Annotated in this window: 20 protein-coding genes and 1 pseudogene; 7 read left to right on the top strand and 14 right to left on the bottom strand. The window is 71.0% G+C overall.

What is annotated here, in order from left to right; genetic code table 11:
- Positions 1–39: 39 nt before the first annotated feature.
- Entirely contained in the window at positions 40–762 is a 723-nt protein-coding gene (locus B7C62_14115) for a hypothetical protein (GenBank protein ARF73275.1), read from the bottom strand.
- 192 nt (positions 763–954) lie between these two features.
- On the opposite strand from B7C62_14115, the gene B7C62_14110 reads away from it, so the two are divergent.
- On the top strand, positions 955–2,370 hold the full coding sequence (locus tag B7C62_14110) for a transcriptional regulator (GenBank protein ARF77159.1): 1,416 nt from the start codon (positions 955–957) through the stop codon (positions 2,368–2,370).
- A 62-nt stretch (positions 2,371–2,432) separates the two neighbouring features.
- Here the strand turns inward: B7C62_14110 and B7C62_14105 are convergent, their stop codons facing one another.
- Together B7C62_14105 and B7C62_14100 are read right to left on the bottom strand one after the other, a co-directional pair.
- Positions 2,433–3,596, bottom strand: a complete 1,164-nt coding sequence (locus B7C62_14105) for an acyl-CoA dehydrogenase (GenBank protein ID ARF77158.1) — start codon at positions 3,594–3,596, stop codon at positions 2,433–2,435.
- Positions 3,597–3,613: 17 nt separating this feature from the next.
- Positions 3,614–5,590 (bottom strand): CoA transferase, encoded by a 1,977-nt coding sequence (locus B7C62_14100; GenBank protein ID ARF73274.1) that lies wholly within the window; start codon positions 5,588–5,590, stop codon positions 3,614–3,616.
- Positions 5,591–5,919: 329 nt separating this feature from the next.
- On the opposite strand from B7C62_14100, the gene B7C62_14095 reads away from it, so the two are divergent.
- Positions 5,920–7,182, top strand: a complete 1,263-nt coding sequence (locus tag B7C62_14095; protein ARF73273.1) for a cardiolipin synthase B — start codon at positions 5,920–5,922, stop codon at positions 7,180–7,182.
- A gap of 77 nt (positions 7,183–7,259) precedes the next feature.
- A complete protein-coding gene (locus B7C62_14090) occupies positions 7,260–7,712 on the top strand; it encodes a hypothetical protein (GenBank protein ID ARF73272.1) in 453 nt (150 codons plus the stop codon).
- A gap of 103 nt (positions 7,713–7,815) precedes the next feature.
- Here B7C62_14090 and B7C62_14085 read toward each other — a convergent pair whose 3' ends face one another.
- The gene (locus B7C62_14085; protein ARF73271.1) at positions 7,816–9,597 is read right to left on the bottom strand and encodes an arginine--tRNA ligase; all 1,782 of its coding nucleotides are present in this window, start codon (positions 9,595–9,597) and stop codon (positions 7,816–7,818) included.
- 137 nt (positions 9,598–9,734) lie between these two features.
- Here B7C62_14085 and B7C62_14080 point away from each other — a divergent pair, with 137 nt between their 5' ends.
- Entirely contained in the window at positions 9,735–11,498 is a 1,764-nt protein-coding gene (locus B7C62_14080; protein ARF73270.1) for a lysine--tRNA ligase, read from the top strand.
- A 165-nt stretch (positions 11,499–11,663) separates the two neighbouring features.
- On the opposite strand, the gene B7C62_14075 is transcribed toward B7C62_14080, so the two are convergent.
- From B7C62_14075 to B7C62_14050, 6 genes and pseudogenes are all read right to left on the bottom strand, one after another.
- The gene (locus B7C62_14075; protein ARF73269.1) at positions 11,664–12,236 is read right to left on the bottom strand and encodes a hypothetical protein; all 573 of its coding nucleotides are present in this window, start codon (positions 12,234–12,236) and stop codon (positions 11,664–11,666) included.
- A 662-nt stretch (positions 12,237–12,898) separates the two neighbouring features.
- The gene (locus B7C62_14070; protein ID ARF73268.1) at positions 12,899–13,573 is read right to left on the bottom strand and encodes a hypothetical protein; all 675 of its coding nucleotides are present in this window, start codon (positions 13,571–13,573) and stop codon (positions 12,899–12,901) included.
- Between the two features lie 323 nt (positions 13,574–13,896).
- Positions 13,897–14,184, bottom strand: a pseudogene (locus B7C62_14065) (hypothetical protein).
- Positions 14,185–14,718: 534 nt separating this feature from the next.
- Positions 14,719–16,155 carry a hypothetical protein gene (locus B7C62_14060; protein ARF73267.1) on the bottom strand — a complete coding sequence of 479 codons (1,437 nt, stop codon included), beginning with the start codon at positions 16,153–16,155 and terminating at the stop codon, positions 14,719–14,721.
- A gap of 181 nt (positions 16,156–16,336) precedes the next feature.
- On the bottom strand, positions 16,337–17,170 hold the full coding sequence (locus tag B7C62_14055) for a DUF3558 domain-containing protein (GenBank protein ARF73266.1): 834 nt from the start codon (positions 17,168–17,170) through the stop codon (positions 16,337–16,339).
- A gap of 127 nt (positions 17,171–17,297) precedes the next feature.
- Positions 17,298–18,140, bottom strand: a complete 843-nt coding sequence (locus B7C62_14050; protein ID ARF73265.1) for a hypothetical protein — start codon at positions 18,138–18,140, stop codon at positions 17,298–17,300.
- Positions 18,141–18,322: 182 nt separating this feature from the next.
- Between B7C62_14050 and B7C62_14045 the strand changes: the two genes are divergently transcribed.
- Positions 18,323–19,516, top strand: a complete 1,194-nt coding sequence (locus tag B7C62_14045; protein ID ARF73264.1) for an RNA-splicing ligase RtcB — start codon at positions 18,323–18,325, stop codon at positions 19,514–19,516.
- A gap of 33 nt (positions 19,517–19,549) precedes the next feature.
- Here B7C62_14045 and B7C62_14040 read toward each other — a convergent pair whose 3' ends face one another.
- Positions 19,550–20,164 (bottom strand): deaminase, encoded by a 615-nt coding sequence (locus tag B7C62_14040; GenBank protein ID ARF73263.1) that lies wholly within the window; start codon positions 20,162–20,164, stop codon positions 19,550–19,552.
- An 81-nt stretch (positions 20,165–20,245) separates the two neighbouring features.
- A complete protein-coding gene (locus tag B7C62_14035) occupies positions 20,246–21,004 on the bottom strand; it encodes an oxidoreductase (protein ARF73262.1) in 759 nt (252 codons plus the stop codon).
- A gap of 212 nt (positions 21,005–21,216) precedes the next feature.
- Here B7C62_14035 and B7C62_14030 point away from each other — a divergent pair, with 212 nt between their 5' ends.
- Both B7C62_14030 and B7C62_14025 read left to right on the top strand, forming a co-directional pair.
- On the top strand, positions 21,217–21,762 hold the full coding sequence (locus tag B7C62_14030; protein ARF73261.1) for a hypothetical protein: 546 nt from the start codon (positions 21,217–21,219) through the stop codon (positions 21,760–21,762).
- Positions 21,763–21,795: 33 nt separating this feature from the next.
- Positions 21,796–22,503, top strand: coding sequence for an ABC transporter (locus B7C62_14025; protein ARF73260.1), 708 nt, complete (start codon positions 21,796–21,798; stop codon positions 22,501–22,503).
- A gap of 43 nt (positions 22,504–22,546) precedes the next feature.
- Here B7C62_14025 and B7C62_14020 read toward each other — a convergent pair whose 3' ends face one another.
- Both B7C62_14020 and B7C62_14015 read right to left on the bottom strand, forming a co-directional pair.
- Positions 22,547–23,281 (bottom strand): hypothetical protein, encoded by a 735-nt coding sequence (locus B7C62_14020; GenBank protein ID ARF73259.1) that lies wholly within the window; start codon positions 23,279–23,281, stop codon positions 22,547–22,549.
- 50 nt (positions 23,282–23,331) lie between these two features.
- Positions 23,332–24,192 (bottom strand): AraC family transcriptional regulator, encoded by an 861-nt coding sequence (locus B7C62_14015; protein ARF73258.1) that lies wholly within the window; start codon positions 24,190–24,192, stop codon positions 23,332–23,334.
- Between the last annotated feature and the right edge of the window lie 21 nt (positions 24,193–24,213).

Genomic DNA, 24,213 nt, shown 5'->3' with positions numbered 1-24,213 from the left:
AGGCCATCAAGCTCTGGCTTTTGCTTGGGGTTTCAGTGGTCAGTACATCAGGGCGTCCGCGCGGTCCGACAGCCAGTAGGTGACGAAGCCGTTGCCGTCCCAGAAGGTCTCGGACGGGAGCTTCAGGGTGGCGGGCTTGTCGTAGGTCGAGCCGTTGCTCTTGGCGAAGTGCACCGTGAGGTTCTTGCTCCGGTGGGGCTTGCCCTGGCCCGGCTCGCCGCTGAGGCCGATGCCCGCGTACGCCTCCTCGCCGGGCGCGAGCGTGGTCACGGCCTGCGGCTTGCTGTCCTCCAGGATCGGGAAGACGGACTGCGCTCCGTCGAAGCCGAGGTGCGGCGCGTAGTAGGCGTTGCAGTGGCCGGAGCCGGTGTTCTTGAGCGTGAGCAGCAGGTGGTTGATCGGGCGGGTCACCTTCGTGACCGTCACCTTGGTGTTCGCCGTCGTGCAGGCGGTGCGGACCGGGCCGGGGTCCTTGGCCGCCGTCCCCTTCGCGCTCTGGGCGGTGCCGTTGGTGTTGCCGGGGGCGGGCGTGGCGGCGCTCCCGGAGGGGGCCTCGGTCGGGGACGCGGAGGTCTCCGGGGCCTCCGACGCCTCCGGGCTCTCCGATGCCTCCGGCGTCTCCGGCGTCTCCGGGGCGGTGGAGGCCGCCGGGGCCGAACCGGCGCTCTTCGTGCCCTCGTTCCCGTTGCAGGCGGTCAGCGAGAGGGCGGCCACGAGTGCGGTGGCGGCGAGCGCGGTGGTGCGGATGCGGTTGGTGCGCATGAGGGTGGTACTCCCCGTGTTCGGTGGATCGGTCGTTTCCGTGGTCTGGTCCGAGCTTGCGGGGTGACGGATTCCGGCCGCAACGCCCGGCCAACCATTGGGGACGCCGGAACGTCTACGCATACGGTGACCTGCGGGAACGTGATGTCCCTGGAACGCCGTTCCGGGACGGAAGAGGGAGGGAGCGCCTTCGTGGCTACGCCGGAGGCCGAGCATTTCGCGGCCCTGCTCAAGGAACTGAAGGGCCGTTCGGGGCGCAGCTACGGGGTGCTCGCGGGGAGACTGCACGTCAGCACATCGACCCTTCACCGGTACTGCAACGGTGACGCGGTGCCCAACGAGTACGCCCCGGTCGAGCGGTTCGCCCGGCTGTGCGGGGCGACGGGCGACGAGCTGGTGGAGCTGCACCGGCGGTGGATCGTGGCGGACGCGGCCCGGCGGCGACCGGCGGGGGCGGGGGTGGTGGCGCCCGCTCCGGCTCCTGCGCCCGCGTCTGCTCCTGTTCCGGCTCCTGCTGCTGTTGCTTCTGCTCCTGTTGTCCCTGATCCGGAACCTGTTGTTCCGGAGTCCTCGGCCGCTGGTGTCGCACCGGCCGAGGTACCGGTCGCTGACGCGGTGGGCGGCGGTCGCTCCCCGTGGGCCCGGCTCTCCCGGCGTACGCGGGTGCTCATCGCCGCCGCCGGGGTTGCCGCCCTCCTCGTCCCCACCTCCGTCGTCGCCGCTGATCTCGTCGGGGCGCGGGCGGAGGGCGGGGCGGCGGCTCCGGGGCGGGGCGAGCGGGCGGGCGACGACACCTTCTTCCCGCCCGCCACCACCTCGCCCGGCCCCTCCGGCTCCCCGGACTCCGCCGCTCCCTCCGGGGACCCCTCCCCGTCCGGGTCCGCCGACGAGTCCGCAGACGAACCCTCCGGCGAACCGTCGGCCGAGCCCTCGGCCGACGAACCGCCGGAGGACGACGGGTCCGCCGCCCCCGGTACGGGCCTCGGCGCACCCCCGGCCGTCACCCTCTCCTCGTACAACTGGGAGGAGCCTTGCGGGCAGTTCTACCTGCTGAACCGGGGGCCGGAGGGCGTCGATCCGCCGCCCCCGCCGCAGGACCGGCGTGGCTGGGCGCGGAAGTACGGCGGGGTGGAGGGCGGGAACACGCTGCTCCAGCTGACCGTGCAGGGCACCGTGCGTGAGGCGGTCGTCCTGAAGGGCCTGTACGTGCGGGTGGTGTCCCGGAAGTCGCCGCCGCCCTGGTCGGCGTACCTGATGGGCAACGGCTGCGGCAGCAGCATCGTGCCGCAGACCTTCGCCTCCGACCTCGACACGGGGCACCCGGTCATCACTCCCGTACCGGGGACGCAGGGCGACCGTACGCTTCCCGCTCGGCCCTTCCCGTTCAAGGTGTCCTCCGAGGACGTGGAGGTCCTCAACCTCGACATGAAGGCCGCCGGGTACGACGTGACCTGGTACCTGGAGCTGAAGTGGAGCAGCGGCGGGCGTGAGGGGATGCTGCGGATCGACGACCACGGGAAGCCGTTCCGGACGAGCGGGATGCGGGGGCGGCCCGCGTACGCGTACGGCAACGACGAGGTGAAGTGGGAGCCGTACCAAGCGGGTTGAGCCGTTCCCGCAGAGGCTGAGGAGGGTCCGGCCGCTGTCCGTGGCAGCGGCCGGACCCCGTCTCAGGAGGGGGACTGCCCCCAGCGGCGGAGGTCGAACGCGGGGTGCTGGGCGGCGGTGTTGGCGTCGCGCCAGATGCGCTGGACCGGGGAGTCGTCGTAGATCACGGCCGAACCGGACGCCTCGTACACCGTGTTGACGACCTCGCGGCACCGCGTCCCCGCGTACGCGATGGTCCGGCGCATCCGGGCCCGCTCCTCCGGGGTGCCGCCGGGGGTGCCGGAGGCGGCGAGCATCTCCAGATCGGCGAGGAGCAGCGCGCGTGCGGTGTCGACGGTGGCGGTGAGCGCGGTGGCGTCGAGCCCGGAGCCGCGCCCGTCCCGGGCCGGGCCCGCGTAGGCGTCCAGGGCCGCCCGTGCCGTGCCGAGGAGGACGCCCGCGAACGCCACCGTGCCGACGGCGTCGGGTGCCATCCGGTACGCGGCCGTCCTCGGGCGGCCGTACGGCGCGGGGACCAGCGGGTTCAGGGCGCTCAGCGGGAGCACGCGGTGTGCGGGGACGCGGAGTTCGGGGACGGTGAACGAGCGGCTGCCCGTACCGCGCAGACCGCTCGTGTGCCAGTCGTCGATGCCCACGGTCCGCTCCTGTGGGAGGAGCATGACGTGCGGTTCCGGTTCGGCGCCGGGGGCGGGCGGGGCGTTCACCCCGGCGACGATCCACTGGGCGTGGTCGATGCCGGAGCAGAAGCGGCCCCACATCCCGCGCAACAGAAAGCCGCCGGGCACCCGTTGGGCGGGCGGGCCGCTGAGGCGGAGTTGCAGGGCGACCCGGGTGGAGGGCGCGGCGAAGACCTCCCGGCGTGCTTCCGGGGGGAGTTGGGCGACCGTCCAGGTGGTGCCGCCCATGACCGCGCACAGCCAGCCCGCCGACGCGCAGCCCCGGGAGAGCTCCTCCGCGGTCAGGAGGGCGGTGGCGAAGCCGAGGCCGCTGCCGCCCCAGACGCGCGGGGTCAGGACATCGAAGAGGCGGGCCGTGTCGAGGAGTTGCACGGCCTCGGCCGACAGGACGCGCTGCCGGTCGGCCTCGGCCGCGTACGCCCGGAGCCGGGGCACCAGCGCCCGCGCGGCGGCCACCGCCTCGTCGTGGGAGTGGGCGGGGAAGTGGGCCCGGAGCGGGCCGGGTGCGGGGCTCCCGGGGGTGGCCGGTACCCAGGCGGTGGCGTTCACGGCGGTGGTGGCGACGCTCACGAGAAACTCCAGGGAGGTGTGGGCCGGGCGCAGCCGTCATGGGTGAAGTACGGGGCGAGGGAAGGGGCTTGGGGGAGATCGGCGAGGTCGGTGACCACCTCGCGGGCGGGGATTCCCGCCGCGGTCAGCCGCTTCAGCCAGGTGGCGGAGGGGGCGGTGGTGAACTGCGCGGGCGCGTTCTTCGTGGTCCGGTGCGGCAGCGGGTCGCCGGTCGCGGCGAGGGCCGTCTCCGGCGCCGCGCCGACCGCGATCAGGCCGTCGGCGGTCGGGGCGACGAAACCGGCCGTCGGCGGCGGGGTGGTCGCCGGGAGCTCGTCCAGGCCGCGCAGCTGGGGCCGCAGCAGGACCCGGGAGGCCCCGAGCAGAGAGGTGTCGACGCGGAGCCGCCCGGTGGCCGCTCCTGACTCACGGGCCAGCAGCGCCGCCAGGATGCCCTCGGCCGCGATCTGGCCGCCCAGCACGTCGAGCAGGGCCACCAGGGAGGGGGCCGGGCTGCCGTCCGGGGTCCGTACGGTGTCGGCCACGCCCGACCACGCCTGGACCATCGGGTCGGTCCCCGGCGGGCGGGGTGCGCCGGGGGCGCGGTCCCAGGCGGAGGCCCAGGCGTAGATCAGCCCGGGGCGGGCGCGGGCGAGGTCCTCCTCGTCCAGGCGGAGCCGGGCCGCCTCGCCCGGGGCCCAGGTGTGCAGGAAGACGTCCGCCTCCGCCACGGTCTCGGCGACCGCGCGGCGCCCCGCCGCCGTACGGACGTCGATGTGCCGGACCTCCTTGCCCGCGTTGAGCGCCGTGAACCGGGCCGAGACCCCGTCCACCAGGGGCGCCGCCCCGCGCGAGGGGTCGCCGCCCGGCTGCTCGATCCGGATGACGCGTGCCCCGAGCGCCCGCAGCACGGCGGTGGCCAGGGGGCCCTGGAGCTGCCGGGTGGACTCGACGACGGTGAGGCCGGTGAGGGGGAGCGGGAGGAGGGAGGGGTGGCGGGTGCCCCGGTGGGGGATGTCCGGCAGGCCGTCGTCCCGGGGGAGCTCGCGCAGCTCCCAGGGGTCGTCGTCGTACCGTACGTCGCTGTCGGCCCGCCGGTCCGCGAGCGTGCGCAGGGCGCAGAGGCCCATCCCGGTGCGCTCGGCGATCAGGCGGAGCTCGGCGTAGGAGTGGCGGGCCGCGCACTGGGCGAGCGTCGTGATCAGTGGGGAGGCCGCGCGGGCGTGCCGGGCGGCGAAGGCGCGCCAGCTGTTCGCGATGTCCTTGGCGGGGGCGCCGGTCGCCTTCCAGAAGTCGCGCCAGGGCTGGACCTCCAGCGCCTCCACCTCGAACCGCACCCCGTCCGCCGAGCGGAACGGGGGCCGGGCGGCGCGGCGGTAGGGCGGGCTGGGGACCTCCTCCGGCTCGTCCCCGGCGGTCGCGGCGGCCACGTACGGGCTCAGCGAGAAGAGGGCCGCCTCCGTCACGCTGACCCGCGCGGTGCGGACCGGGGTGCCGCGCAGCCCGGAGAGGGCGGCGGCCAGGAGGGCCTGGGTGGCGGCGACCCCGGCGAGGGTGGAGAGGAAGTCGGTGCCGAGCGGGCGGGGGCCGCCGTTGGCGCGGCCGTGGAGGGCCATGAGGCCGGTCGCGGCCTGGGCGGTGGTCTCGTCGAAGGGGGCAGGGTCCCCGGCGGGCCAGCCGCGCAGGGTCAGCTCCGTGCCCGGGGGGTGGTGCGGGCCGCTGAGGCCGATGACGGTTTCGGGGCCGGTGGGGGTGTACGGGTGGCCGGTGCCGGGTCCGGTGGGGGTGTACGGGTCCCGCGCCGCGGCCGTGCTCCCGTGCCAGGACCGCGAGCTGGGGCCGAACCGGGCGCCGAGCCGTGTGAGGTGGTCGCGGACGACCTCGGTCGCGGTGGCGAGGCCGGCGGGCGGGGCGGGCGGCAGATGCACCAGGTGGCCGTCGAGCGGGAGGGCCTCGCTGGTGGTGAGCGGGGAGAGCGGTGGCGCGGACGTCAACGGGTCCTCCGGGGGCGTGGGTGTCCGGGGGCGGGCGGCGCGTTTCGGACGACCGGAGACGAGCCGTTAGTTAGGTTAGGCTAACCATAGTCACATCGGGCCTGGGGGTGGAGGATTTCGGCCGGATCGGACCGCCGGGACGCGGAGTCCGGGGCGGGCGAGCGGTGCGGGACGGAGCGGGGGAGACGGCGGGCCGAGGCGTGCCCGGACGCACCGGAGACCGGGAGCGCGGCCGGGAGTACAGTCGGCGAGGCCCTGGCAGCCCGCGCCGGTGCCGCGTGCGCGCGCCGGTCGACGGGCCGCCCCGTTCCCGTACCCCCAGGTGACCGATGTCCGGCATAGCCGAAGCCTCCGAACGAGCAGCCGAACCCGATCCGCGCGACCGGGGCCGTGCAGGGGGCTCCGCCCCGGCCGAACAGCTCGACCCGCGCGTCTGCGAGGAGCGCTCCCAGCGGCTGAGACGCAGGCTGGAGCGGCTGATCGGGATCGCCGCCACCGAGGGCAACGCGCTCGTCCCGCTCCGCAACGGCGACGAGATCTTCGGCGCGATGCTGGCGGCGATCCGGTCCGCCGAGCACACCGTCGACATGATGACCTTCGTCTACTGGCGGGGCGACATCGCGCACGAGTTCGCCGAGGCGCTCGCCGACCGGGCCCGCGCGGGCGTCCGGGTCCGGCTGATGCTCGACGGCTTCGGCTGCCGCCTGATCGAGAAGGACCAGCTCGCGCTGATGGACGAGGCGGGGGTGACCATCGCCTGGTTCCGGAAGCCGCTCCACCTCTCCCCGCTCAAGCAGAACCACCGCTGCCACCGCAAGGTGCTCGTCATCGACGAGTCCACCGCGTTCACCGGGGGCGTCGGGATAGCCGAGGAGTGGTGCGGCGACGCGCGCAACGAGAACGAGTGGCGGGACACCCATGTCCGGCTGCGCGGGCCCGCCGTCGACGGGCTGGCCGCCGCCTTCGCGCAGAACTGGGCGGAGTGCCAGGAGGAGCTGTTCGACGAGCGCGACCGGTTCGTGGAGAGCGGCCGGCACGGGGGCGCGGTTGTGCAGGTCGTGCGCGGATCGTCGTCCTTCGGCTGGCAGGACATGCAGACCCTGATGCGGGTCGTCCTCGAATCCGCCGAGGAGCGCATCCGCCTCACCACGGCCTACTTCGCGCCCGACGACTACTTCACCGGTCTGCTCTGCGCCGCCGCCCGGCGCGGGGTGGAGGTCGAGATCCTGCTGCCGGGCCCGCACACCGACAAGCGGGTCTGCCAGCTCGCCGGTCAGCGCCACTACGAGGAGCTGACCGCGTGCGGGGTGAAGATCTACCAGTACCAGCCGACGATGATGCACACCAAGGCCGTCACCATCGACCGGATCGCCTCCCTCATCGGCTCCACCAACTTCAACCGGCGCTCCCTGGACCACGACGAGGAGGTCATGCTCGCCGTCCTGGACGGGGAGTTCACGGCCGCGCTCGACGGCCACTTCGACGAGGACCGGGAGAAGAGCGTGCTGATCGAGCGCGGGCGGTGGAAGCGGCGCGATGTCCTCCAGCGGGTGCGGGAAGCGGCCGTCCTGCCGATCCGGCGCTATCTCTGAGGCCGGTCTGTTCGGGTGTGCTCCGGGCCTGACCGGGCAGGCGGGGAGAGCAGCCACGTCGTTGAAGGGAAGGGCCCATGAGCGTCTCCGCCGACACCTCACCGGCAGCGGCACCGGCACCGTCAGCCGCGGTGATCACCGAGCCCTTGCCCGATCTCCAGCTCCAGCTGCTCATCCAGCTCCTCGACGAGGACCCGCGCTCGAGCCTGCCCCTCACCCTCACGCACCCCGGCGGCCTGCTGCACGGCGATGTGATCGGGCACGAGCAGTGGAAGGCCGAGTGGGCCAGGAGCCTGCGCCAGGTCGAGGGCGAGGGGGCCAACCTGCTCGCCGAGTTCCCCGAGACGGTCGACCAGGGCGTACGGGAGCTGCACGGGCGGGAGCAGGACGCGGAGGCGGCCCGGCTGCCGCGCTGGATTCATCTGCGGGACGTGACGTTCCTCGGCGGGGCCATGAGCGCGGTCTCGCTGCCGCTCTGGCGCGGACGGCTCTCGGACGTGTCGGGGTGGACGCTGGGGCGCCCGCAGTGACGTCGTACGTACGCGACCGGCCCCGGCACCTGTGGAAGGCGCCGGGGCCGACGTACGTAGAGGCGGCTGCGTACAAACGTGTGCCGTCAGAGGCGCTCGGGCGTCAGAGGCGCTCGGGCGTCCGGATGCCGAGCAGCTCCATGCCCCGGTGCAGGGTCCGGGCGGTGAGGTCCACCAGGAAGAGGCGGTTCTCGACGGTCTCGGGCGCGTTGTCCGGGCTGAGCACCTGGCACTGGTCGTAGAACGTGGTCAGGTGGGACGCCAGCTGGTACAGATACGCGGCCAGCTTGTGCGGCTCGTAGCCGGACGCGACCTCGGAGAGCACCTCGCCGAACTGGTCCAGGTGCAGACCGAGCGCGCGCTCCGCCGGGGCGAGCTCCAGCTCCGGGTGGGCGGCCGGGACCGCGTCGCCCGCCTTGCGCAGGATCGACTGGATGCGCGCGTACGCGTACTGGAGGTACACCGACGTGTCGCCGTTCAGCGACACCATCTGGTCCAGGTCGAACTTGTAGTCCCGCACGGCGGAGGTCGACAGGTCCGCGTACTTCACGGCGCCGACGCCCACGTACCGGCCGTTCTCGACGATCTCCTCCTCGGACAGGCCCACCTTCCCGGCCTTCTCCCGGACGACCGCCGTGGCCCGGGCGACCGCCTCGTCCAGGAGGTCCTCCAGCCGCACGGTCTCGCCCTCACGGGTCTTGAACGGCTTGCCGTCCTTGCCGAGGACCGTACCGAAGGCGAGCTGCACGGCCTTGACGTCCTCGTTCAGCCAGCCCGCCCGGCGGGCCGTCTCGAACACCATCTTGAAGTGCAGCGACTGCCGGGCGTCGACCACGTACAGCAGGGTGTCGGCCTTGAGGTCCTGCACCCGGTTCCGGATCGCGGAGAGGTCGGTGGCCGCGTAGCCGTAGCCGCCGTTCGTCTTCTTCACGATGAGCGGGACCTTGTTGCCGTCCGGGCCCTTCACATCGTCGAAGAACACGCACAGCGCACCCTCGGAGCGGACGGCGACCCCCGTCTCCTCCAGGATGCGGCAGGTCTCCTCCAGCATGTCGTTGTAGCCGGACTCACCGACGATGTCGGGGTCGCGGACCTCCATGTCGAGCTTGTCGAAGACGGAGTGGAAGTAGATCTTCGACTCGTCGACGAAGCCCTGCCACAGCTCCAGCGTCTCCGGGTCCCCGGCCTGGAGGGCGACCACCCGGTCCCGCGAACGCGCCTTGAAGTCCTCGTCCGCGTCGAACAGCGCACGCGACGCCTTGTAGACGCGGTTCAGCGTCGACATGGCCGCCTCGCCGTCCGTGGCGCCGCCCTCGTGCTTCAGAGCGCCCGGGTGCTCGATCAGATACTGGATGAGCATGCCGAACTGGGTGCCCCAGTCGCCGATGTGGTGGCGCCGGACGACGTCCTCACCGGTGAACTCCAGAATCCGGACCATCGCGTCACCGATGACCGCCGAGCGCAGGTGGCCGACGTGCATCTCCTTGGCCACGTTGGGCTGGGCGTAGTCGATGACCGTCTTCCCGGCGTCCGGCCTCAGCGGCACGCCGAGCCTGCCCTCGCCGTCCGCCGCCCGGGCGGCCAGCTTCTCGAGGATCGCCCGGTCGGTGAGCGTGATGTTGAGGAAGCCGGGGCCGGAGACCTCGATGTCCTTGATCAGCCCGCCCGCCGGGAGGGCGGCGGTGACCTGGCCCGCGAGCTCGCGCGGGTTGCCCTTGAGCTTCTTGGCGAGGGCGAGGATGCCGTTCGCCTGGAAGTCGGCCCGGTCGCTTCGGCGCAGCAGCGGGTCCGCGGTACCGGCCTCCGGCAGGGCCGCCGTCAGAGCGTCCGCCAGCTGCTGCTGGAGCGTGGAAGCGAGGGAAGGGACCGAGCCGTGCTCAGGCATGGGACGGGCTGCCGTTTCCGTAGGGGTACAAGGGATCGGTCCAGTATCCCACGGGGCGTAAAGCCGTTTTCGCGCTGCGGGGGGTAGCTGGGAGAATGGTCGGTAACCCACTGGGACCGACAGAACGAGAGAAGGACGTGCCGACCGTGGCCGAGAGTCAGACCAGCACCGAGACCGACTGGGTCTCCCGCTTCGCGGACGATGTCATCGCCGAATCGGAGCGTCGTGCGCCTGGCAAACCGGTCGTCGTCGCCTCCGGCCTGTCACCGTCCGGCCCGATCCACCTCGGCAACCTCCGCGAGGTCATGACCCCGCACCTGGTCGCCGACGAGATCCGCCGCCGCGGGTACACCGTGCGCCACCTGATCTCCTGGGACGACTACGACCGCTACCGGAAGGTCCCGAACGGGGTCCCGGGCGTGGACGCGTCCTGGGCCGAGCACATCGGCAAGCCGCTGACCTCGGTGCCCGCCCCGGCCGGCTCGGCGTACCCGAACTGGGCCGAGCACTTCAAGGCCGCCATGACGGCAGCCCTGGACGAGCTGGGCGTCGAGTACGACGGAATCAGCCAGACGGAGCAGTACACCGCCGGGACCTACCGCGAGCAGGTCCTGCACGCGATGAAGCACCGGGCCGACATCGACGCCGTACTCGACCGCTACCGGACGAAGAAGGACCCGTCGGCGGCTCAGGGCAAGGGCGGTAAGAAGCCGCAGCAGAAGAAGGTCGACGAAGCCGAGCTGGAGGCCGCCGAGGGCTCCGGCGCCGCCGCCGAGGACGACGGCAGCGGCAACAGCGCGGGCTACTTCCCGTACAAGCCGTACTGCGGCAACTGCGAGAAGGACCTCACCGTCGTCACCTCGTACGACGACGACACCACCGAGCTGAACTACACCTGCTCGGCGTGCGGCTTCGCCGAGACGGTCCGGCTCAACGAGTTCAACCGGGGCAAGCTGGTCTGGAAGGTCGACTGGCCGATGCGCTGGGCGTACGAGGGCGTGATCTTCGAGCCCAGCGGCGTCGACCACTCCTCGCCCGGCTCGTCCTTCGTCGTCGGCGGCCAGATCGTCCGCGAGGTCTTCGGCGGTGTGCAGCCCATCGGGCCCATGTACGCCTTCGTCGGCATCTCCGGCATGGCCAAGATGTCCAGCAGCAAGGGCGGGGTGCCCACCCCGGCCGACGCGCTGAAGATCATGGAGGCGCCGCTGCTGCGCTGGCTCTACGCGCGCCGCAAGCCCAACCAGTCGTTCAAGATCGCCTTCGACCAGGAGATCCAGCGGCTGTACGACGAGTGGGACTCGCTGGTCCGCAAGGTCGAGGACGGCACGGTGCTGCCCGCCGACGCCGCCGCGTACGCGCGGGCCGTCCGCACGGCGGCCGGGGAGCTCCCGAGCACCCCGCGCCCGCTGCCGTACCGGACGCTCGCCTCGGTCGCCGACATCACCGCCGGAGCCGAGGACCAGACCCTGCGCATCCTCACCGAGCTCGACTCGGAGAACCCGCTGACCTCGCTGGACGAGGCGCGCCCGCGCCTGGACCGCGCCGAGAACTGGATCACCACCCAGGTCCCGGCCGAGGCCCGCACCATCGTCCGCGACGAGCCCGACAAGGAGCTCCTCGGCTCGCTCGACGACCAGGGCCGCGAGTCGCTGCGCCTCCTCCTGGAGGGGCTGGACACGCACTGGTCGCTGGACGGGCTCACCACGCTCGTCTACGGCGTGCCGAAGGTCCTGGCGGGCCTGGAGCCGGACGCCAAGCCGACGCCCGAACTGAAGGCCGCCCAGCGGTCGTTCTTCGTGCTGCTGTACCGGCTTCTCGTCAGCCGCGACACGGGCCCGCGCCTGCCCACGCTGCTCCTCGCGGTGGGTGCGGACCGGGTGCGGAGGCTGCTGGGCGCGTAGCGTCCGTCCGTACGTACGTGACTACGGCGAAGGGCCGCCGCCCCGGGAACCCCTCCCGGGCGGCGGCCCTTTCCGTCGAGAGCTCAGTGCTGCGGGGGTGAAATCGAACCGGTGGCGTCGACGGCCGGAGTCATGCCCTGGCCCCGCATGGCCTGATGCGGGAGATCACGGGCTTCGGTGCGCACTTCCTGGAGCCGATTCCAGTACATCGGGAAAGAAGCGAAGTGCGCTTTCAGGGTTTCCGTGGAGAAGTGATTCCACTTCCTTCTCCTGGATCTCCACGTGCCCGAAATCGGGGAACTCGGTGAGTTTCATCCCCGGGCGGCACAGGGCGAATGCGTCCTTCTTCTTGTAGCAGGAGACCGGAACGCCTTGCTCGTGAAGGTGACGCGTGAGCTTCCATTCGAGTTCGTCGGAGATCAGGACGCGTGTGCCCTGCTCCCGGAGAGCCGGAACGACCTTCCTGTAGGAGTGCTCGGACAGGGGGTTGCCTGTCAGGTCCGCGTTCTGCAGCCTGGGGATCCGGGTCAGAGGCGTAACGTCGGTGATGCAGTTTCTGGGGATGTAGCAGCTGAGAGTCGTGGTCCAGGGCCTCTCGGCCAGGGCGTCGAGGCTGTTGAGGCCGCTGTCCCTCACGTTCAGGCTTCTCAAGCGTTCGATCATGATCACATCGGCCAGGTCGATGGCGGCGTCGCACCCCACAACGGTGAGCACCTCCAGGTTGCTGCACCGGTTCAATCCGAAGAGGCTCCGGGCATGCCGGACATGCAGGTCCTCTACGCTACTCAGTTCCTTCTCGCTGAAGGGAGCAGCATGCCCGAGGTGACGCTTCAGTGCTGTCTGTACTGCTGGATCTGAGAGTTCGTCCACGGGGTCCATCCCAGGTGAGTGAGGTCGGGCAGCAGCCCAGGACCAGAGGGCCGACAGGTGGCAACCGGCCTGGGTGATGAGGCACGCCGGGCTGGCCGGGGCGGGTGAGACGCAGGGCGATCGGAGCGCCGGAGCTGCGCAGACCCAGGCCCGAGGGGTTCATCAGGTGGCGTTCTGCAATCCTGCCCGCGCTGGGATCGTGGCCTTTCCCGCAGGGCTTTCGTGGTGCTCCGAGAATGAGGATTCGGCCCGTCTGATTCTTGGGACGGAGAGGACGGTAGCCTGTTGTTCATCTGGGGTCAACAGGTTCGTGCGACGGGGCATCGGTATCGGGCCGTCACGCGAACACACTGTAGTAAGTGCGGGTTTCTGATTTCCGGTCCGTCAAGAAAGATCAAGGTTAAGGGTGACGCGCGCGGCACGGAACCGCACCGGGCAGGCCCTTGCGGCGGAGAAGTTTTGAATCAACGCGCCGCAGAAGCCTGCGTGCCGACCGTCCCAGGAACGTTGTCACTCGACTCGTTTCGGGACTACGGGGCAAAAGTAGTAGGCATTCTGTCGTCCCGTTCGAAGAGTTTCGGGATGGTTTCCGGCTGGTGGTCGAGCAACTCCTCCAGTTCCTCTCGATCCACGATGGGGTGGCTCTTGTCGGGCATGTCGGTGAGCGCCAGGCCGGGACGGCAAATCCTGGTCCCATCGTGCGCCTTGTAAAATGAGTAAGGGAATCCGTGGCGCCGTAGATCGAGCGTCATCTTCCATTCGGATTCGTCGGACAGAGAGACGTGGATACCTTTCTTCTCCAGTTGAGGAGCCAGCGTCCGATAGGAGTGCTCGGACAGAGGGTTCCCACGTACATCCAGCCGCCTTAGTTTCGGGCACTCCAGGAGCGGGGTGAGATCTTCGATCATGTTCATCCCTGCCGAGAATCGCCGTAGTGACGGAAGATTTTGCACTCCGGCGAGATCCTTGAGACTTCCGAATTCGACGACAACCGTTGAGAGTTCGGCCAGATGAGTCAGTCGGCCCAGGTCAACGGGGTCGCAGCCGACGAGTTGGACAATCTCAAGGTCTCGGCAACGTGACAGGTCTTCCAGGGTGCGGGCGTAGTACACGTGGAGATAGGTGACGGACCGCAGAGACTCATCCGGGAATGGGGGCTGCTGTCCGGTCTCTCGGCTGACGGCCTGCTCTATGGCGACATCCACTGGGTTAGCCTCTCTATCGCTTATTTCACTTGCCGAAGTCCTTCAGTGCTACTTGGCATTTTTTGCTCTGTTCCTCGGCCAGTCGCCCTGCGGCCCATTCCTCGTACTTCTGGGGGATATCCGAAATCGGGCCTCGACTGGTTCGTTCAAGTGATCGGGTGGTATGCCGGCCGTGCTGCCCGACCAGATGAGTGGTTCAGCAGGGTATTCTATGGCTTTCAGGATCTTGCCCAAACAGGCGAGATGCTGATTCTTCGGGAATCCAGGCGAGTCCTGCGTCACCCCGCGTGGGTCGCCGGGCTCCTTGAGGTGCAGGTCTGCTCCCTCCGGAACTGGTCGAGTGCTTGGCCGTCGCCGTCGACGGTCGCGGCCCTGTACCGGTCGTCCAGAGCTTTGATCCGCGGTGTCCAGAGCTGGACGATGTGTTCGTCCAGCAGGATCCATGCCTCGTGTAGCCAGTTCCGGCAGTAGAGGTCGTTGGTGTACGCCTTCGCCCGGACGAAGAGCTGGAAGATCCTCCGCGACGCCGCTTGAAGCGCAACGGCGTTCACCACGCCATGCTCGGCATCGCCCGCCTCCACAACGTCACCATCACCTGCTGAACCGAGCAGGCAGGTCAGCAAGCACGACCGTGATCATTTACGGGACAGCCCTCAGCCCCACTCGAGATAGGCCGCTGCGTCGGAGCGGGAAGAGGTATAGGGCTGCCAGGGTTTGCGCCCCATTTCCTGCCGGGTGTCCCAGTTCGGATCTGCCTTTTGTTTTCGGCGTTATTGATTTTGATCCCGCGTGATTCTGCCCACTGGCCAATAATGGGTTCCTTCGCTCCGAGGCGGACGCTCCGGTGCGTGCGGAAGTGGGCACTTGTCAACCGGCTCGGATCTCAGGGACCCGTCAACGCGCTACGGGATCGTGCGGTCCCGTAGCCGAGGCAGTCGGTACGCTGCTTGTTGTTCTTGCCTCAGACGGCCTACCGGCAGTACCCCGTCCGATGCCCTTCGGCGCCGCCCGGGGGCCGCCCCGGCGGCTGCGGTCAGTCGCCGGCTGAGGGCCCCGGAGCAAGACGAAAGCAGTGCGGGCGATTCCGGTCTGTGCAGCTGGGATTGAGGCTGCCTCGGCTCTTCGCCATGCTGTGCGGCCGTGCGTCAGGCGCTCTGGTCGGCCGTCGTCCGCTGCATGTAGAGGTTCTTGAACTGCGGCATCAGGTTCTGGAGCAGCTCGGTCGAGCGCGGGTGCCGCACGTCGTGCCGGTCGGCCAGGGTGATGTCGAGGGCTTCGATGCTCGGGTGCTGCCCCTCCTGCTCCGTCAGCGCGCTGAACTCCTCGTAGGCCCGGTTGGCGAAGTCCTCGTCCTCCTGGGTCCACGGCTCCAGTTGGGGCGCCTCCTCCGAGACTTCCGGTACGGGCTCCACCGCGGCGGGCGGCTCCGCTGCCGTGTGGGGGTGCGGGACCGCGCCGATCGTGCCGACGTCGCCGAGGGGGCGGGTGCGGCCCGGGCCCAGGGGGACGGCGGCGGGGGTGGGCTCCAGGCCCTCGTCGTACTCGGGGTCGTACGCGCTCGTGTGCGGGCCCTCCGGAAGCTTCTGGGCGGCGAACCAGGGGCTGTCGTGGGTGGGCGGGACCTGGGGGGCTTCCTCCGGTGCCTGCTGCTGGGGGAGTTGGGGTTCCTGGGGCTCTTGTGGCTGAGGCTGCTGCTGGGGGGTCTGCTTCTGGAGTGACATCGGCTGCGGCTGCGGCTGGTGTTGCTGTTGCTGTGGGTGCTGCTGGGCCTGCTCCTGCGAGGGCGCCTGCTCCTCGCGCCCCTGCTGGTGCCCGTGCTCCTGCTCCCGCTCCCTCTGGGGCTCGTACGGCAGCTCCGGCAGTTCGGCCTTCGGGGCGGGCGGCAGGAGGGCGGGCTCGATGCCCGCGGCGGCGAGTCCGGCCGGGGCGGTCTCGGCGAGCGGGACGCCGTACTTCGCCAGCCGCAGCGGCATCATCGCCTCGATCGGGGCCTTGCGGCGCCAGTTGCGGCCGAACCGGGCCTGGAGGCGGGCCTGGTAGATCAGCCGCTCCTGTTCGAGCTTGATGACCTGCTCGTAACTGCGCAGCTCCCACAGCTTCATGCGCCGCCACAGCTTGAACGTCGGGATGGGGGAGAGCAGCCAGCGGGTGAGGCGTACGCCCTCCATGTGCTTGTCGGCCGTGATGTCCGCGATCCGGCCCACCGCGTGGCGGGCGGCCTCCACGGAGACGACGAACAGGACCGGGATCACCGCGTGCATCGCGGTGCCGAGCGGATCGGGCCAGGAGGCGGCGCCGTTGAAGGCGATGGTCGCGGCGGTCAGCAGCCACGCCGTCTGACGCAGCAGCGGGAACGGGATGCGCATCCACGTCAGCAGCAGGTCCAGGGCGAGCAGGACACAGATGCCCGCGTCGATGCCGATCGGGAAGACCAGGGAGAACTGGCCGAACCCCTTGGCCTCGGCCAGCTCGCGCACGGCCGCGTAGGAGCCCGCGAACCCGATCGCGGCGATGATCACCGCACCGGCGACGACGATCCCGATGAGTATCCGGTGCGTGCGTGTCAGCGGTATGGCGGCCACCGGCGCTCCCCTCCCCGACTTCTTCTCTCCGTCCGGCATCCGACGTCCGGCGCTGGCACAGCCTGGCACATGTGTGCGAGTCCTGTGACGTGGGGAGGGGCGAAGCCCGGCCCCGGGCGGAGGGCCGGGCTCCGGAAAACCGGTGCGGGCCTGGGAGTTCGGGTTTCCGGACCCGATCAGGTCACGACTTGGGCGTGGCCTCGGAGCCGGACTTCTCCGCGTCCTTGTCCGCGCCCTCGTCGGCCTTGTCGCCCTTCTTGGCGTCCCCGGCCGACGGGGTGGCCTCCGCGGCGGCGGAAGCGGCGGTGGCGTCGACCTCGCCGACCGCCTCCTTCGCCGCCTTCTGGGCGCCCTTGAGGATGTCGGCGGCGGAGGGCGCCTTCGCGCCCGCGTAACCGGTGCCGTTGTACGTCAGGGAGACGACGACATTGCCCGTACGGGCCACGACCGTGGCGTACGCGAAGTCCTCGCCGGTCTGGTTGAGGCTGTACGTGATCACGGTGGCCTCGTCGCCGATGCCGGGGGCGGGCGCGGCGGCGGTCTTCTGGGCGCCCTCGGTCGCCTTCTCCTTGGCGATCTGCTTCGTGTACCCCTCGGTGGCGCGGGTGGCGCCGCTGCCCAGGGTCTCGTCCGAGTCGAAGCGGGTGAAGCCGACGGAGAGCCAGTGGTAGAGCGAGCCCTTGACGCCCTTGTCGTCCAGGCCGTTCCACGAGCAGCTGGCGCGTACGGAGAGGTCGCTGGAGCTGCCCGCGGTGCCGCCCTTCTTCTTGGCCTCGGGCACCAGGTCCTTGACCGTCTTCTTCGAGATCGAGGTGCACGCGTCCGGCAGGTCGGTGTACTTCGCCGGTTCGACCGCGGGCTTCGTCGGCTCGGCGCTGGCGGTGGCGGACGACGAGGAGCCCGCGTTCTTCTCGGCGCCGGAGCCGGAGTCCGACGAGCAGCCGACGGCTACGAGCATCACCGGAACGGCGGCACAGGCGAGGATGCGGGACAGTCGCGGAGCTGATCGGTGCATGGTTCCTTCACTCGGATGGCACGGAGGTCTCGGTCGTCTTCCGGGAAGCCACGTTACGACGGGCGGCGGCCCGGTGGTGCCCCCGTCGGGCTCCCCCGGACCGCCCGGAAGCCCGCCGCACCCGCCCCTACTCGCTGATCACCTCGGCCAGCTTCCGGGCCAGTGCCTGGGCCTTTTCCTGCAGTTCCTTGCTGTCGGGCACCTTGGTGACGAGGGCCGGCTGCTCGCCGTACCGGACGGTCACGATCACGTTCGATGTGCGGAATACCACGCTCACCGTGCGGTGCTGTGCGGTGGAACCTGCCCGGGTGAGGAGATCATCCAGAAATGCGGCATCTCCGAGCCGGTCGAGGACGCGCGGCCGGAGGTCCTCGTCGCTGCTTCCGGGGCTGGCGGAGGCGCCGGTGCCTCCGCCGGTGTCGGCTTCGGCGGAGGGGCCTGCCGCCCCCTGGGCGTCACCGGGCTTCCCGGAGGCTCCCGCCCGCTCCCCGTCCTCCGCGCTCCCCGTCGAGCCCTTCCCGGCGCCCGTGCCGGGGGTGGGGGCCGAGAGGTCGGCCGCGTTCTCCTTCTTCACGTACACGGCACGGGCGCGGTCGTCGTCGCTCACGGCGGGGTCGTACGACACGACGCGCTCGAAGTCGATCGAGAGGTTCCGCGTGGAGTCCGGCGCGTCGGCCTTCCAGGTGCAGCCCACCTTGCGGTCGGTGTCGTACGTGACGCTCGCCGTCCCCCGCAGCGCCTTCCGCTGCTGCGGCTGGGCCAGCTCCGAGACCCCCGGCAGGAGGTCCTTCAGCGTGGAGCCCGGTACGGCACGGCAGGGCGCGGGCAGGGTCCGGTACTTGCCCGGGGGCGCGGTGGTCACCGTCGGGCTGCCCGGCTTGCTGTCGGCGCCGCTCGGGCTGCCCTCGGAGCCGGCACTGCAGCCGCCAGCGAGCGCCGCGAGGAGCGCGACGCCGGGTACGTACGCCATGTGTCGCACCGTCCCAGGCTCCCTTCGGTACGAAAACGGGTTGCCGCCCGGAGGCGGCCGATGGACACAATGTGTATCGCACGCGCCGCTGTGAATGCCGGTCGGCCGACTTGTTTGCCGACCTTGGCACCGGTTTTGCGCTTTCGGTCTTTTCGGGGGAATCACGGGGGAATCGAGGAGTTATGTCGTACGTAGAGGTGCCGGGGGCGAAGGTCCCCATCCGGATGTGGACCGACCCGGAGTCGGTCGAGGACGTGGCGATGCAGCAGCTGCGGAACGTGTCCACGCTGCCCTGGATCAAGGGTCTCGCCGTCATGCCGGACGTCCACTTCGGCAAGGGGGCCACGGTCGGTTCGGTGATCGCGATGGAGGGTGCGGTCTGCCCGGCCGCGGTCGGGGTCGACATCGGCTGCGGGATGTCCGCGGTGAAGACGTCCCTGACGGCGAACGATCTTCCCGGCGACCTGTCACGGCTCCGCTCCAAGATCGAGCAGGCCATTCCGGTGGGCCGGGGGATGCACGACGACATCGTGGACCCGGGGCGGCTGCACGGGTTCCCGACGGCGGGGTGGGACGACTTCTGGGGGCGGTTCGACGGGATCGCGGAAGCGGTCAAGTTCCGTCAGGAACGTGCCACGAAGCAGATGGGAACGCTCGGATCGGGGAATCATTTTATCGAGTTCTGTCTTGATGAGACCGGTTTTGTCTGGTTGATGCTCCATTCCGGTTCGCGGAACATCGGCAAGGAACTGGCCGACTTCCACATCGGCCAGGCGCAGAAGCTGCCGCACAACCAGGGCCTGATCGACCGGGACCTGGCGGTGTTCATCGCGGACACCCCGCAGATGGCGGCGTACCGCAACGACCTCTTCTGGGCGCAGGAGTACGCGCAGTTCAACCGCGCGATCATGATGGGGCTCTTCCAGGACGTGGTCCGCAAGGAGTTCAAGAAGGCGCGGGTCACCTTCGAGCCGGTCATCTCCTGCCACCACAACTACGTGGCGGAGGAGCGGTACGAGGGCATGGACCTGCTGGTCACCCGTAAGGGCGCGATCCGGGCCGGCTCCGGGGACTACGGGATCATCCCGGGCTCCATGGGCACCGGCTCGTACATCGTGAAGGGGCTCGGCAACGAGAAGTCGTTCAACTCGGCGTCGCACGGAGCGGGGCGGCGGATGAGCCGGAACGCCGCGAAGAGGCGCTTTTCGACCAAGGATCTGGAGGAGCAGACGCGGGGTGTGGAGTGCCGCAAGGACTCCGGGGTGGTGGACGAGATTCCCGGCGCGTACAAGCCGATCGAGCAGGTCATCGACCAGCAGCGGGACCTGGTCGAGGTCGTCGCGAAGCTCAAGCAGGTGGTGTGCGTGAAGGGCTGATGGGCGAGGGGCGTTGGCCGAGCAGGGCGGGGGCTAAGGGGTGCCGGCTCCGTAGGTCGCGTACTCCGGGGCCCCCGTGGTGCCGAAGACGTGTACGGAGAGCCCTCCCGGAGTCGTCCTGTGGCTGATGAGGCGCAGGCCGGTGGGGGCCCCGCTGTCGGGGAAGAGGCGGCGGCCCTGGCCGATGACGACCGGGGCGATGGCCAGGCGCAGTTCGTCGACCAGACCCGCGGCGAGCAGCGACTGGGCCAGCCGGGCGCTGCCGTGGATCTGGAGCTCCCGTCCGGGGCGCCGCTTCAACTCGGCGACCTGGGCGGGTACGTCGCCGGAGAGGACCGTGGTCGGATTCCAGGCGGCCTCGGTCAAGCTGTCGGAGGCCACGTACTTGGGCAGGCCGTTGAGGATGCGGGCGTTGGGGTGGTCGGTCATTCCGGGCCAGTCCCGCGCGAAGTTCTCGTAGGTGCGCCGCCCGAAGAGGAAGGCGTCCGCCTCGCCGAGCCACTCACCGGCCAGCCGTTCGAACTCCTCGTCCAGGTGAGGCACGAACCAGCCGCCTCGGGTGAACCCGTCGCTGGTGTCCTCGTCCGGGGCCCCGGGGCCCTGGGATACGCCGTCGAGGGTCAGGAACTCCTGTACCACCAGCTTCATCGTGTGCCGCTCCTCGGGTGGGGTGGCCGACCGGGCGTCCGGCCGGACTCTTCCTAGCAGACGGCGCAGGCTTTGCCCCGCTCAGAGCACCCGGTGGACCTTCGTGTTGGATGCCTGGGCGCGGGGGCGGACCACCAGGAGGTCGATGTTGACGTGGCTGGGGCGGGTGACGGCCCAGCCGATCGTGTCGGCCACGTCCTCGGCGGTGAGGGGGGCGTCCACGCCCGCGTAGACCTTCGCGGCCTTCTCGGTGTCGCCGCGGAAGCGGGTGGTGGCGAACTCGTCGGTCCTGACCATGCCGGGGGCCACCTCGATGACGCGGACCGGGGTGCCGACGATCTCCAGGCGCAGGGTCTCGGCCAGGACGTGCTCGCCGTGCTTGGCTGCCACGTAGCCGCCGCCGCCCTCGTAGGAGGAGAGCGCGGCCGTGGAGGAGAGGATCACGATCGTGCCGTCGCCACTCGCGGTGAGGGCGGGCAGCAGGGCCTGGGTGACGTTGAGGGTGCCGATGACGTTCGTCTCGTACATCTGGCGCCAGTCGGCGGGGTCGCCGGTCGCCACCGGGTCGGCGCCCAGTGCGCCGCCCGCGTTGTTGACGAGGAGGGCCAGGGAGCGGAACGCGGTGGCGAACTCGTCGACGGCGGCGCGGTCGGTGACGTCCAGGGCGTAGGCCGTCGCCTGGTGGCCCGCCTCGGTGATCTCGGCGGCGAGCGCCTCGATCCGGTCCTTGCGGCGCGCGGTGAGCACGACCCGGAAGCCTTCGGCGGCCAGCGTACGGGCGGTCGCGGCGCCGATGCCGCTGCTCGCGCCGGTGACGACGGCGATGGGGGTGGCGGGCATGGCGATCTCCTCGGGCAGTTGACCGGTGACGGGGAAAGGATAGGCAGCTGGTGACCGGACGGTCCGCGGTCCCCGTGTCCCCGTACCCGTCGTCCTTGTAGTCCTCGTGGGCTGTGCGGGTGGGTAAGAGCGCGTCGAGTCTGTCCTTTCATAGGGTTATCCGGTGATATCGGTATCTTCCGGTCATGGGACTGACGCGTAAAGGACTGCTGATGCCGCTGTCCGCCGTCGCGGCGATGGCGGCGGCGATGACCGTACTGGCGGGGGCCGTGATGCCGGCCGTCGGAGTGCCTGTGACGGCCGGGGAGGGGGGTGGGGCCGCTGCCGCCGCTCCCGTGCCGGAAGCCGTTCCTCTGCTTGAGGCCGTTCCTCTGCCTGAAGCCGACCTCTCCCATCATGGGCATGTCTCCCTCTGGGGCGACCGCATCGCCATCCGCATCCGGAGCGAGAACCGCGGCCCCTCCGATGTGCCCGCCTCGACCGTACGGCTGCGCTTCTCCGAGCCGCTCGCCCCGCGGCAGGAGCTGCCGTACGGGTGCCTCCGGAGCGGCGGGGCCGCCGTGCTCTGCGAGACGGGCGGGCTGCGCTCCGGTGGCGGGGCCCGGCAGACCGCGCTGGACCTGAAGCTGGCGAGCAGCCCCGACGAGGTCGTCGTACGGCTCGACACCGTATGGAACGGCGGGGTGCGGGACACGAACCCCAAGAACGACGCGCACGAGGTGCTCGCGCCCTCCACGGGGGACGCCTACGCCTTCTGAACCGGTGGCCGGTGGGCAGGCGATGATGGTGACGTGATCGTCGAACGCGCCTATGCCCATGTGGACTCCCCCGATCAGGACGAGTGGCCCTGGTCGGTGCCGTGCGTACGGCAGTTCCTCGCCGAGGGGCTGCCGTTCCGGGCGCCGGTGACCTTCCTCGTGGGCGAGAACGGCTCGGGGAAGTCCACGCTGGTGGAGGCCCTCGCGGAGGGGTTCGGGCTGGACTCGTACGGTGGCTCGCTCGACTGGAAGTACGCCACCTCGCGGGGCAAGTCCGTCCTCGGTGAGCGCGTCCGCTTCGACACCGCGCCCCGGGGGCGGCGCATGGCCTACAGCCGGTCCGCGCGCAAGGGGTTCTTCCTGCGCGCGGAGACCGCCCTCGACGCCCTGGAGCGGGAGAGCCTCGATCCGGACGCCCGCAGCCACGGGGAGGGGTTCCTCGCGGCCTTCCGGGAGAAGTTTGTGGTGCCGGGGCTGTACGTCATGGACGAGCCGGAGGCCGCGCTCTCCTTCGGCTCCTGCCTCGAACTCCTCGGGCACATCGACCGGTTGGTGGCGTCGGGCGGGCAGGTGGTGTGCGCCACGCACTCACCGCTGCTCACCGCGCTGCCGGGCGCCGACATCGTGCAGGTGGGGGCGGGCGGCATGGAGCGGGTGCGGTGGGCGGACCTGGAGCTGGTCGACCACTGGCGGCGCTATCTGGCCGATCCGCAGGCGTACCTCCGCCATGTCCTGGAGTGAGGTCCATGCCGTCATGCCCCGGAGTGAGGCCCGTGCCGTCCGCTCACGCCGCCGCGTCGCCGAACTCCCGTACCGCGTCGGAGACGATCGTCTCCAGATGGCCGTGGTGCGCGCCCCTCCAGTACACCCGGGCGCACTCCGTGCACTGCGCGAACACGTCGTACGCCTGCTGCGTGCCGTGCTCCAGCTGGTCGCTCACCGCGTCCTTGTCGGCCTGCGCGAGCGTGCCGTTGCAGGCCGTGCAGCGGGTCCACGGGGCGAGGGCCGGGGCGAAGCGGCCGAGGATGTCGCGGAGCTGCTCCTGGGGGCGGTCGCTGTAGACGTACGCCCCCGCCCAGATCTCCCGGCGGCGCAGCAGCCCCCGGTCCCGGGAGAGCAGGACGCGCCGCTCCCGCGCGGAGAGGGCGGCGAGCGCCGGGTCGCCGATGTCCTCGCTCTCGTACGCCGCGTCCACGCCCAGGAGCCGCAACCGCCGTGCCAGCGTGCCGAGATGGACGTCGAGGAGGAAGCGCAGGGGGGCGCCGGGGACCTGCTGGGGGCGCTCGACCGCCCGTACGGCGATGTGTTCGCCCGGTCCGGGGATGTGGGAGCGGGGCGCCGGGGCGCCGTTCACCAGGAGCGGGCCGGCCTCGGTGAGCGGGATGCCGAGGGACTCGATGACATGGCCGAGGGTGGAGGCGCCGTCGGTGGTGAGCGGCGTGGCGCCCCGGCGTCGGTCGTGCGGGACGAAGAGCCGCAGCTCAGGGGCTACTTCGAGGGTGATCTCGGGTCCGTTCACCCGGCCAGGATGCCACCGGGGCGGGGCGGGCTGCCAGGGAATTGGGGCGCCTACGGAGGCGGTGGCGGGGCGAACGCCGTCGGGGGGACGCCCACCGTGGCGGTGAAGTCCCGTACCAGATGGGCCTGGTCGCTGTAGCCGAGGTCGGCCGCCAGCCGCGCCCACTCCACCCCCGGGTCGGACTCCGCTCGCTCCAGCGCCTCGTGGATGCGGTAGCGGAGGATGACCCACTTCGGGCCCACCCCGACGTACGCGGCGAAGAGCCGTTGCAGCGTACGGGGGGAGAGGCCCGCGTCCCGGGCGAGCTGCCCGGTCCGGCGCACCGAGCGGTCCGTACGCACCCGGTCGACCAGCTCCATCGCCAGTGTGGCCTGCGGGTCCGGGCGCGGCTCCAGGGCGAGCAGGCAGGCGTCCAGCGCGGCGACCCGGGCGTCCTCGTCGTCCGGGTCCAGGACCGCGTGGAGGTCCGGCGGGGTACGGAGCACCTCGGCGGCGTCGACCCGGCGCCCCGTCAGGTCGCTCAGGGCGTGCTCCGGCGCGAACGGGCGGAAGCCGCCGGGCCGGAACTGCACCCCGCAGACCCGGCCGCGCCCGGTCAGCTTCCGGGTGAACAGCCCGCGGGCGATGCCCGCCACCTCGGCGTACCCGGCCCGTTCCCGGCCGGTCTCCCCGGCCCCGTACCGCTGCGCGACGAGGTTGACCGACGGGTGCGGGACGACATGGGCGGTGTACGGCCGGTCGAGCTGCCAGTCGATGAGCCAGTAGTGCTCCAGGTACGGGCGCAGCGCGGGCGCGGGTTCGCGGCGGCGGAAGCGTACGTGCGCGAACAGGTCCGGGGCGTCCACGATGCCCCGGGTGTCCCGGCGCGGTCCGGGGCCGTGCTCGGGGCCGGGGCCCGGTCCGGTGGCCATGGCGCTGATCCTAAAGTGCGG

This window comes from Kitasatospora albolonga, from assembly GCA_002082585.1.
GTDB classification, from domain to species: domain Bacteria; phylum Actinomycetota; class Actinomycetes; order Streptomycetales; family Streptomycetaceae; genus Streptomyces; species Streptomyces stephensoniae.
This window is presented reverse-complemented; position numbering and strand designations above follow the sequence as displayed.

Bases quoted from the DNA above. Each gene is read 5' to 3' on its own strand.
- B7C62_14055 (ARF73266.1), bottom strand. From the start codon at position 17,170: ATGCACCGATCAGCTCCGCGACTGTCCCGCATCCTCGCCTGTGCCGCC.
- B7C62_14040 (ARF73263.1), bottom strand. From the start codon at position 20,164: ATGAAGCTGGTGGTACAGGAGTTCCTGACCCTCGACGGCGTATCCCAG.
- B7C62_14045 (ARF73264.1), top strand. From the start codon at position 18,323: ATGTCGTACGTAGAGGTGCCGGGGGCGAAGGTCCCCATCCGGATGTGG.
- B7C62_14115 (ARF73275.1), bottom strand. From the start codon at position 762: ATGCGCACCAACCGCATCCGCACCACCGCGCTCGCCGCCACCGCACTC.
- B7C62_14090 (ARF73272.1), top strand. From the start codon at position 7,260: ATGAGCGTCTCCGCCGACACCTCACCGGCAGCGGCACCGGCACCGTCA.
- B7C62_14035 (ARF73262.1), bottom strand. From the start codon at position 21,004: ATGCCCGCCACCCCCATCGCCGTCGTCACCGGCGCGAGCAGCGGCATC.
- B7C62_14085 (ARF73271.1), bottom strand. From the start codon at position 9,597: ATGCCTGAGCACGGCTCGGTCCCTTCCCTCGCTTCCACGCTCCAGCAG.
- B7C62_14050 (ARF73265.1), bottom strand. From the start codon at position 18,140: ATGGCGTACGTACCCGGCGTCGCGCTCCTCGCGGCGCTCGCTGGCGGC.
- B7C62_14095 (ARF73273.1), top strand. From the start codon at position 5,920: ATGTCCGGCATAGCCGAAGCCTCCGAACGAGCAGCCGAACCCGATCCG.
- B7C62_14015 (ARF73258.1), bottom strand. From the start codon at position 24,192: ATGGCCACCGGACCGGGCCCCGGCCCCGAGCACGGCCCCGGACCGCGC.
- B7C62_14030 (ARF73261.1), top strand. From the start codon at position 21,217: ATGCCGCTGTCCGCCGTCGCGGCGATGGCGGCGGCGATGACCGTACTG.